The sequence below is a fragment of the Caldicellulosiruptor sp. F32 genome (genome assembly GCF_000404025.1).
Taxonomy (GTDB): domain Bacteria; phylum Bacillota; class Thermoanaerobacteria; order Caldicellulosiruptorales; family Caldicellulosiruptoraceae; genus Caldicellulosiruptor; species Caldicellulosiruptor saccharolyticus.
The window spans coordinates 1-6,756 of the sequence record NZ_APGP01000065.1 but is presented as its reverse complement, the minus strand read 5'-3'; the positions used below and the strand labels follow the sequence as shown (position 1 = coordinate 6,756).

General features: G+C 31.3%; 4 protein-coding genes and 2 pseudogenes. 3 read left to right on the top strand and 3 right to left on the bottom strand.

Going from position 1 to position 6,756, the window contains the following annotated elements; all coding sequences use genetic code 11:
* Positions 1-245, top strand: a pseudogene (locus tag H964_RS12510) (methyl-accepting chemotaxis protein); the annotation flags it as partial.
* Between the two features lie 171 nt (positions 246-416).
* On the opposite strand, the gene H964_RS06585 reads toward H964_RS12510, so the two are convergent.
* From H964_RS06585 to H964_RS06575, 3 genes are read right to left on the bottom strand one after another with little or no spacing between them, the layout of a single operon-like run.
* Positions 417-1,160 (bottom strand): DNA-methyltransferase, encoded by a 744-nt coding sequence (locus tag H964_RS06585; RefSeq protein WP_039765897.1) that lies wholly within the window; start codon positions 1,158-1,160, stop codon positions 417-419.
* Positions 1,138-1,950: a DNA-methyltransferase gene (locus tag H964_RS06580; protein ID WP_039765895.1), complete on the bottom strand. Its 813-nt coding sequence runs from the start codon at positions 1,948-1,950 to the stop codon at positions 1,138-1,140. The genes H964_RS06585 and H964_RS06580 overlap by 23 nt, the downstream gene beginning before the upstream one ends.
* A gap of 15 nt (positions 1,951-1,965) precedes the next feature.
* Complete coding sequence (locus tag H964_RS06575; RefSeq protein WP_039765893.1) at positions 1,966-3,750, bottom strand: AlwI family type II restriction endonuclease; 1,785 nt, start codon at positions 3,748-3,750, stop codon at positions 1,966-1,968.
* Between the two features lie 273 nt (positions 3,751-4,023).
* Here H964_RS06575 and H964_RS06570 point away from each other — a divergent pair, with 273 nt between their 5' ends.
* Entirely contained in the window at positions 4,024-4,998 is a 975-nt protein-coding gene (locus tag H964_RS06570) for a hypothetical protein (protein ID WP_156823668.1), read from the top strand.
* A 1,215-nt stretch (positions 4,999-6,213) separates the two neighbouring features.
* Positions 6,214-6,739, top strand: a pseudogene (locus tag H964_RS06560) (IS200/IS605 family accessory protein TnpB-related protein); the annotation flags it as partial.
* Between the last annotated feature and the right edge of the window lie 17 nt (positions 6,740-6,756).

The window sequence follows — 6,756 nt, the reverse complement described above, 5'->3', positions numbered from 1 at the left end:
AAGAGAGAATATCAAAGATATCATCTGAAATTTCAAACCAGCAAGAAAAAATTTTGAATATAAATAATACATTAAAATTGCAAACTCAAACTACTTTGCAGTACTTTAAAACTCTTTCATCAATTAAAGATGTCTTCCAAAAACAGATTCGTTCTGTTGACAAGCTGATTGAGCAGTTCAAGGATGTGCACGAAGGAGTTGTAAAACTTGCAGCGATTTCTATAAAGGCAGGTGAGGATACATAAAATACATCTTTTATTAAGATGGGTTTGTGATAGTTGAACTTGAGGCTTTTCAGGTGGGTTTTTAATATTCTAAATTTTGGGTACGTATTTGAGGAAATTATTTCAGTATTTGTACAGAAACTAACAGAGAAAAAGAGGCTACTTTTAGCGAAAGAAAGTAAAGCAGCCTTTTTAAAGAAAATTTGAAAAAGTTTGCTGAATAAGCTTTTCTTCCTCAATACGTTTTTTTGCAATCTCAAAGTATACTGGATCAATTTCAATTCCAATAAAGTTTCGTTTAAGCAATTTAGCTACAACGCCAGTTGTTCCAGAGCCCATAAAAGGATCTAAGACCACATCCCCTTCTTTACTGCCTATTAGAATAATCCTTTCTAACAATGCTTCAGGTTTTTCAGTAGGATGAGGAGTCTTATGCCTTTGAGCAGGAATTTCCCATAAGTTTCTCATTTGTTTGCCTCCATTAAGCTTTCGTGCCATCTCATAGTCAAAATAATATTTTTTATTTTTACTTGCAACCCAGATCAATTCTGTAGATGGAACAAATCTATTTCTTGAAAGTAAAGGAGTTGCATTAGGTTTAAACCATATAATGTCATTGATAATCCAGAGACCCAACTGCTTCAGAATAGTTCCAATTATAGGATGATTATGCAATGTTCCAGAAATCCAAATAGTTCCAGTTTCTTTAAGTACTCTGACACATTGCTCGATCCACCTTAGATTAAACTCAAATATATCATCTATTTTATCCCATTCGCCTTTATAACATTTTACTGGTTTACCGGCTCTCGTGGTTAGAGCATTTTCTGAAGACAAATTGTAAGGAGGATCAGCAAAAATCAGATCTATACTATTGTCTTCTATCTTTTTTAGAACATTCAAACAATCATCATTAAATAAATGTACTTTGCACATTTTTTCTTCTCTCCTCTTCAATTCTCTTTTTGGCAATTTCAATGTAGGTTTCGTTTATTTCAATTCCAATCCATTTTCTATTCATACGCTCAGCAACAACACCAGTTGTTCCTGTTCCAAAAAAAGGATCTAATACTATATCTCCTTCATCACTTGAAGCGGTAATTATTATTTCCAACAATTTTTCAGGTTTTTGATTTGGATGTGCGGCTCTGCCATTGTCTAACTTAATTCTTTCTTTTCCTTGAACAAGAGGCATTTCAAAGAAATCAAAAAAGTCATCCATTTGCTTAACAGAGCCATCTTTTGTTTTTCTTGGATTAAGCATTTTAATTTCATTATAGTTAAATTTCCATCCAGGGCCTTTAACAAACCAACAAACAAATTCTGTTGTGTGTTTAAATGTACGTTTAGTAATATTTGGCATAGCATTTGTCTTGACCCATGTCAATATATTGTTTAATTTAAAGCCTATCTTTTTTGCTAAAAATATAACTTCTCCAATGTTATGGTAAGTACAAGAAATATACAAACTACCATTATTTTTCAAGACAGAATATGAGGCTAAAAGCCAATTATAAGTGAATTCACAGTATTTGTCATAATCCCAGCTGTCCCATTCTTCATTCATTTTATAAAATGGACCACCAGTCTTGTTATTTTTTAGTATAAGATCTCTGCCTGACAAATTGTAAGGTGGGTCAGCATAAATTAAATCTATGCTTTCCGATGGAATATGTTCTTTCATAATCGTTACACAATCACCATGTAAAATTGTATTGTAAATCAAATTTGGGTCACCTTCCTAAAATAGACTATAAAGCTTATTGTCAATTAAACTACATATCATTGAGTGGTCATCTAAATTTTCCATTGTGTAAAATATATCATTACAAAGGGTCAAAATTAAGTTTGAATTTAAACCATTGAACTTTTCAAAATAGCTTTGAAGCACTTTTGTGAACATAGTAAACTGTTCAAAATTTAAAGGGATAATTCTGATTTTCTTACTCTTAAATCCGTATTTTAAAGCAATGAAAAAATTATAATAGGTATTATCAAGTATTTTTGGAGCAATAAAAATATTTACAAAATTAGTATAATTAGGGTATTGATTCATAAATTTTGCCACGTGATCTAATACAGGATATCCCTCTTGAATCCATTGATATTGAGTTTTGTTTAGTGTTACTTCACAAATTCCAGCAAATTCCTTGAAGAAAAATTCAATATCAGGTTTTTTAGCTGGTGCAAAATTTATAAAATTTCCTTCATCATCTTTAATAGCATTTGATTCAATTTTTTCTGCACTATCAATAATTAACAATAGCTCGAATATTATTTGTTCTAAATCGGCTGGTTCTAATTCCTTCCAATATTCTTTATTCCTTAGTATTTTAATATGTTCGTCTAATTTAGCAAAGTTATATTTTAAGATATGAGCCTTTTTAGCTTCGTTAATTTTGGATTTTATCGCCCTCAGTTCATTGATATGTTTTTTCAATTCTTCCTCAGATAACTCAAATAAGTTTTTTCCTAAAACCATTTTAGAGTATTCATTTATTGCAATTTTACTGCTTTCTATTTGCTGTGAAATATCTTTCCGGATACTTTCTGCCATCTCAATAAGTTTATTCTTATTTTTTTCCCACGGCAATTCAGGTTTTGTGATATCAGTCATATATTCGATGTAGTCATCTAAATTAGAAAAGCTTATTGCTTTTCCTTCAAACATATTTAGTAATTCTTCGATTTCCTTTTTTCTATCTTGTGAAAGTTTTACACTGGCAACTTGTCCAAATTCACTTTTTTTAGCGGTAAAACATTTTGTAAGAAGAAAAAATCGTAAGATGTTATCTCCATAATCAAACAAATTGTTGATTTTAGTCTCAATATTTTTAGCTGAACCAAAAAACTTAGAGACGAAATGTACTTCAAAATCTCTCTTATTTTTTGATCTTCTATAATCAAGTAGCTGGTTAATTTGATTTTCTATTTCTTTATAGTTAATGAGGGTTGGAATGAATAAACAAAATTCTCTTTTTGAAATTTCTTCTATTTGCGTTTGTTTTTCTAACAAATAGAAAAACTTCAAAGTTACTATAAAAGGAATGATATCAAAGCCATCTCTGCTTTTAAAATCGCTACTAAAAGGATTTGGGTACTGTAATTTAAGAAGACTTTTGAAAAGTATCTCGGAGACATCGTTATTTTCATCTAAAAATTTTCTTCCCAACTCAGTTATTCTAATCTTGCCTAAGCTTTTTTTGGCAATTGCAAATCCTAATTTGTTCAAGGGATTTACAGACTGCCGACCACGCATAGAAGGATCTTTATATTTTTGTAAATCAAAAATCTTCTTAGCTTTTTTGTAATCTATTTTTTTAATTGCGGGGTCATCAAACCCACGTTTTATATCTTCAGGTAAATTCATAGGTCTGTAGAGTTTGTATTGTATTAATCGTATCTGATATTGAATTTGAACGTTCTCATCAAAATTCATTCCTTCAAACTCAGATAACACTTGCAAAAATCCTCTTAATCTTTCGGGGTTTCTAACAGTTGTGGAAATAGACCAAGGCTTTCGCATTTTTATCTCTTCTCCTAACCGTTGTGGCTGGATCTATCATCACGAAAGATGTTCTTTAAGTTATATCATACTATAAAAAATTGTATGTTTGCAATCCCAAATACAGTTTTAAGTTAATGTAAAAAATTTACTATCTGGCTTCAAAATAATTTCATTCTTTAATAATAACTCTTTTATTTTATAAATTTTTGCAGTAAAATAATATTTGTAAATTTAAAGAATAAATGCAGAAGGAATACTGTAAAAGAAAAAATATAAGGTGGTCAAAAAATGATGCAAGAGCAAAAGAGTATAACTCTCAATTTGTATTGTGATGAAGTTAAAGAATGTTCATTAAAGATAGCAAAATTAGGTATATACGAGAAATGGTCATATATAGGGATGTTAATAGTACCTGAGTTTGTTTCTAATGACCTTTCCGAAGATCTTTTCAACTTACGTTGCTTAGCTGATCCTCCAAAGGTGTGGGGGAGCTGTTCAAATTATTGTAAATATCATGAACTAAATAATTCAGAAATTCATTATGAAGAAACAAGTAATACAATAAAATTTAAAATTGCTCGTAATTGGGTACAATATTGGGTGAAAGACAAAGAAAAAATTTATTTTTATATTTTAGGCATTAATTTGTCTAAATTAGATTTAAATAAATTTGGACCAAAAGAACAGCAGGATAGACATTCGACAATATACAATAGATTTTTTAGAACTGCAATAAAAAAGGCTCTAAAAAGATTCTTTTCTGAATATGATGCTATTATAGTTGACAACATTTATCATGATAAAGGCAATTTAGAGGATCATAAGTACTTTTCTTGGCATTCCATATATAAAATAGAATCGGAAGAAGATAAAATTTATTTTAATAATCCCCAAATTATCTTTTTAGATTCTGACCATAGATCAGAAAAAGGAGATCCTGTTCATTCTCAGTTTATTCAACTTATTGATATAATTCTTGGTTGTGTGGTGAATTGCCTACATTATAACAGCACCAATAAGAATAAGTATGAGTTAGCTTCAATAGCATATGAAATTGTGCACAGAATTATTCAACGACCAAATAACAAAAATAGCAGATACAACTATGTCAAACGCCAAGCTATAGAATTTTTTCCTAAGGAAGATTTGAGAGGGCTTGATGAAAATAGCCTCGAATACAAACTTAAAAAATTTAATCAATTTTATACTAATAGAAAATTATTAATTGAGGAACATAGAACTGGGCAGATTTCTTTCTTTGATTGAAATATAAAAACAAATACGCTAAAAGAAATATTAACCAAACATGCACATAATTTTCTACTCCCAGTTGGAATTAGAGCCACAACCAAACATTTAGACAAATCTGGCACCAAATATATTGGTTTGTACACACCAGAGTACAAAAGACAGGGTTTATCCCCTTCTATTCATAGGAAAATAAATTACCACACTTCTTTTGTTTTTATCTTTTCATAGGAATAGTGATGCTCTGAATCCTTTGTCAAGATGGCCTACTGTACTTTAGCTTTCTACTCTGTAAACAAATCCTTTTAAGCAGAAGTTATAAAAGTTCGTATATCTTTTCAACTTTGCAATCTTACGTTTTATACTTAAGGTATTTTTGATTAACAAGATTCTTACCAACTCAGGGTATTCTCTTTTTTATCCCTGCTTCTATTACACAATTCCCATGAAAAAAACAAAATCCCCATCGGATTTTTCAAATTAACCCAATGCGGTTATCTGCCTTTAATTGAATTTTATATGCGTAAAGTGGAGTATCGTACCTATGTTTGGTAGCGAACAATTTCAATCCCCAACGAGAAGGCTACAAACGAAAATGGGTATGAACCACTTGAAATTGTAGCAATAGTTTCAATCCCCAACGGGGAGGCTACAATTAGACGAGAGGCAACAAAAAGCAGCAATGATGTATGCGTTTCAATCCCCAACGGGGAGGCTACAATACGTCAAAGAGCTTGATTTTATTATATCAAGATTATACACCCCTGTCAATGTTTTTATATCGAAACATCTATGGAAAACTCAAATCAGCCCAGAAAAATCAAGCGATAAAAACCTATCGAATCCTTCCGTCTATCCAGTTGTTACTAACAACTTTATCAAAATCTTGCTATGACTAAATGAAATCGCATACAAATTGAATCTCAAAATTTTTGCATTGAAGGTCGACAAACATGACTTTTAGTCAAAATAAATATATTTGCATATGCATGTGAATAAATTTTAATTTCAAATATATGCTTATTTATGCAGCAATAATTCAAAGTATACAAACAAATTGCAAAAGTTTAGACTCCTTTACATATTTAACAGCTTGATGTAAACAAGCGACATGTATTTATAGCAATGTTTGTATAGCAGTTTTTGTAATTTTTATAAACTCAAAATGAGCTTATTGCTGAAAAGAGGTCTTACATAGCGGTAGAAATTAACAATTGAAGACAACTATGAAAAGTAATGTATGCCTATTTCACGATTGAAGAGGGTTTTCCAGAGTTTGAGATAACAAGACCAAATGGAGCTGTGGGGATAGACACGAACGCATATCCCAAGAATGTGGCATGGGTAGAAACAGATGAGCACGGACAGCTTCTGGGATATGGCAGAATACCACTTGAGAAGCTTGAAAGTGGCAGCTTTGATAAGAAGGAGTATTACAGGTGGCAGTATGCCTACATTTTAGTACAGATGGCAAAGGAGAAACAAAAAGCCATAGTGATTGAGAACCTTAGCATACAGCACAGGGAAAGAAGATGAGACTTTTTCAGGTAGAAAATCGAGATGGATAAGGCATTACTTTGGGTACAAGTTACTTCTGGAGAAAGTAAAACTTTTAGCAAAGCGAGAAGGGATAGAGGTTATAGAAGTAGACCCTGCATACACCTCGATAGGTATGCTGAAGTACGCGCCGCAATTTATGGTGACAAAGGATATAGCTGCAGCATATGTAGTAGCAAGAAGAGGGGCTTGGGTAAATGAGTAGGATACCATCAAACT